This window comes from Bacillus sp. JJ1503, from assembly GCF_036965125.1.
Lineage (GTDB): Bacteria > Bacillota > Bacilli > Bacillales > Cytobacillaceae > Cytobacillus.
This window is the reverse complement of sequence record NZ_JBALOZ010000315.1, coordinates 1-3,455: the sequence shown is the minus strand read 5'-3', so window position 1 is coordinate 3,455 and position 3,455 is coordinate 1. Positions and strand designations below refer to the sequence as shown.

2 protein-coding genes and 1 pseudogene are annotated in these 3,455 nt (G+C 38.2%); 2 read left to right on the top strand and 1 reads right to left on the bottom strand.

Annotated elements, in window-relative coordinates; translation table 11 throughout:
- The first annotated feature begins 89 nt into the window (after positions 1–89).
- A complete protein-coding gene (gene nfsA, locus V7149_RS21235) occupies positions 90–839 on the top strand; it encodes an oxygen-insensitive NADPH nitroreductase (protein WP_335347583.1) in 750 nt (249 codons plus the stop codon).
- A gap of 437 nt (positions 840–1,276) precedes the next feature.
- A pseudogene (locus V7149_RS21230) lies at positions 1,277–3,146 on the top strand (PrkA family serine protein kinase).
- A gap of 77 nt (positions 3,147–3,223) precedes the next feature.
- Here the strand turns inward: V7149_RS21230 and V7149_RS21225 are convergent.
- A complete protein-coding gene (locus V7149_RS21225) occupies positions 3,224–3,370 on the bottom strand; it encodes a hypothetical protein (protein WP_335347582.1) in 147 nt (48 codons plus the stop codon).
- Between the last annotated feature and the right edge of the window lie 85 nt (positions 3,371–3,455).

Sequence of the window (3,455 nt, the reverse complement as noted above, 5' to 3'; positions counted from 1 at the left end):
GGAACTGGTGTCCGCCAAGGTCTTTTCTTTTTGAAAAATTAGTAAATTTTGGTTACAATGTAATTGAGGCATGGAAAGGATGGTTGTAAATGAATCAAACCATAGAACTTCTTTTAAATCATCGGTCTGTCAGGAAATTCGAGGACAAGCCATTAACAAGAGAACAGATTGAGACTATTGTGAGATGTGCACAATCTGCTTCAACATCAAGCTTTATTCAAGCTTATTCAATTATTGGCATAACAGATCAGGAGAAGAAAAATAAATTGGCCCAAATTGCCGGAGAACAAAATTATGTTGCGAATAACGGACATTTCTTTGTTTTTTGCGCGGAATTATCACGACATGAGCTAGTAGGAGAAATGGAAAACAAGGACGTTCATCCATCCATAGAAAGCACTGAAAAGTTTATGGTTGCGTTAATCGATACGGCATTAGCTGCCCAGAATGCAGTCATTGCTGCGGAATCTATGGGGCTTGGGATTTGCTATATTGGCGGTATCCGCAATAATCTCGAAGAAGTATGCAAGCTGCTAAAGACACCAAAACGGGTAGTTCCTTTATTCGGACTAGCAGTAGGATACCCTGAACAAAATACAGATCTGAAACCAAGACTTCCACTGGAATCGGTTTATCATGAAAATGAATACCATCAAGATAAAGAAGAAATTCGTAACCAGCTGGAAATGTATAATCGTATCATTTCCGAGTATTATATCGAAAGAACAAAAGGAAAAAGAAATGATACTTGGACAAGCCAAATGGCCAATATGCTGGAGAAGCAATCAAGAATGTATATGAAGGAATTTGTAGAAAAATTAGAACTAAACCTCAAATAAAAAAAGCTGCATTTGGCAGCTTTTTTATTTATTACCTGTTCCTGGCTTATCTTCGTAACCAGATGCGAAAATAGCAGCAAGGAAAGCAACCATAACACCGAGAATAATAACCGTACCCATATGTATGAAATCCTCCTTATTAACATTAGTAATTTCAATCAATATATATGCTTATTATAGCCCAATAAAATGAAAGTGTGAAATAAAATCTGTGGAAAATTTGTAACACTTGATCATTTGTGAAGTTTTCATGAAAACCTAATAGACGAATCGGAAACAAATGGGGTATCAACGCATCCCATCTTATCATTCTTCTTTTTACAAAAAATTATTTTAAAAAAGGACAACCGGATGTATTCCCTAAATTAGCATGTTCATTTACAGGCGCGCATAGAGTATATTAAACGTCTCTGAAATTGCGACAGGGGGAGGTCCTTATGGATATTCTAAAAAAAATTGAGATGTATCGACATGAAGAGGCAAAGCTTAAATGGGAAGGGACTTTTGGAGAGTATTTAGAAATTATTAAAGAGAANNCGGGTATATAATATGATTAAAGATTCGGTTATTGAGGACGTAAAGGGGCAGAAACGATATCGCTTTTTCAGCAACCAATTATTTGGGTTAGAGGAAGCACTCGAAAGACTTGTAGAAGAATATTTTCATCCGGCTGCCAAAAGGCTGGATGTTCGCAAAAGAATTCTCTTATTAATGGGGCCTGTTAGCGGTGGAAAATCCACATTGGTCACTATGCTAAAAAGAGGCTTAGAGGCTTATTCCCATCAGGATAGGGGAGCAGTCTATGCGATAAAAGGCTGTCCAATGCATGAAGATCCTTTACATCTTATCCCACACCATCTCAGACAGGATTTCCATGATGAATACGGGATAAGAATTGAAGGAAATCTATCTCCGCTGAACATGATGCGTTTGGAGCAGGAATATAACGGAAGAATTGAGGATGTTCTTGTAGAAAGAATTATTTTTTCGGAAGACCGAAGAGTGGGAATTGGAACATTTAGTCCATCCGATCCGAAATCTCAAGATATTGCCGATTTAACTGGAAGCATTGATTTTTCGACCATCGCAGAATACGGTTCTGAATCAGATCCGAGGGCATATCGGTTTGATGGGGAGCTGAATAAAGCAAACCGTGGGATGATGGAGTTCCAGGAGATGCTGAAATGTGACGAAAAGTTTCTATGGCATCTATTATCCTTAACTCAGGAAGGGAATTTTAAAGCGGGAAGGTTTGCGCTTATTTCCGCTGATGAATTAATTGTTGCACATACAAACGAGACGGAGTACCGTTCCTTTATCTCGAATAAGAAAAATGAGGCCCTCCACTCAAGAATTATTGTCATGCCAATTCCGTATAATTTAAAGGTAACGGAAGAGGAGAAAATTTATGATAAAATGATTCGCGAAAGCGATGTTTATGATGTTCACATTGCACCTCATACGTTAAGAGTAGCCGCGATGTTTACAATCCTAACACGCTTGAAGGAACCGAAGAAGGGCGATATCGATTTAGTTAAGAAAATGCGTCTTTATGACGGTGAAAGTGTTGAAGGCTATAATCGGGCTGATGTGGAAGAATTGAAAAAGGAATACCAGGATGAAGGCATGAGCGGCATCGATCCGCGTTATGTAATCAATCGAATTTCTTCAACGATTATTCGTAAAGAGATCACCTCCATCAATGCACTGGATGTATTAAGATCTTTAAAAGAAGGACTGGATCAGCATCCATCGATTACACAAGAGCTTAGGGAGCGATATTTAAACTTCATTTCACTTGCCCGTAAGGAATATGATGAAATCGCGAAAAAGGAAGTACAGAAGGCATTTGTGTATTCATATGAAGAATCCGCGAAAACACTTATGGATAACTACCTGGATAATGTGGAGGCCTATTGCAATAAGTCAAAGCTTCGTGATCAATTGACAGGCGAGGAAATTAATCCGGACGAAAAGCTCATGCGTTCCATTGAGGAGCAAATTGGCATTTCGGAAAATGCAAAAAAAGCCTTCCGGGAAGAGATTCTTATTCGAATTTCCGCTTATGCCCGAAAAGGAAAGAGATTTGATTATAACTCTCATGACAGGCTCCGTGAAGCGATTCAAAAGAAATTATTTGCCGATTTAAAGGATGTTGTAAAAATTACAACCTCTTCAAAAACACCTGATGAACAGCAGCTTAAAAAGGTAAACGAAGTCGTAGCGCGGTTAATCGATGAGCATGGCTACAATTCGACTTCTGCGAACGAACTGCTGAGGTATGTTGGCAGCCTCTTAAATAGGTAGAATGTAAAATCATGACTATAAAGTTTAGGAAAGAAAAGGACTGACAGCAAATCTGTCAGTCCTTTTTCTACCATTATTTACTTATTCTCTTCAACCAAATGTGTACCTTGTAAATAAACGATTAAATTGCTGCAGGCAGGGCAAATCGGTTTGTTATCGATATAGATCGTACAATCATACATGGAAAGCTCGCCGCATCGGTCACAGCATAGGAACTCGCTCATTATGTCACCTCGATATAATTATGGTTACTAAAGTTTATTTCTGGCTGAATCACTATATGTATTTAATTAGTATAAAAGAAAGCTT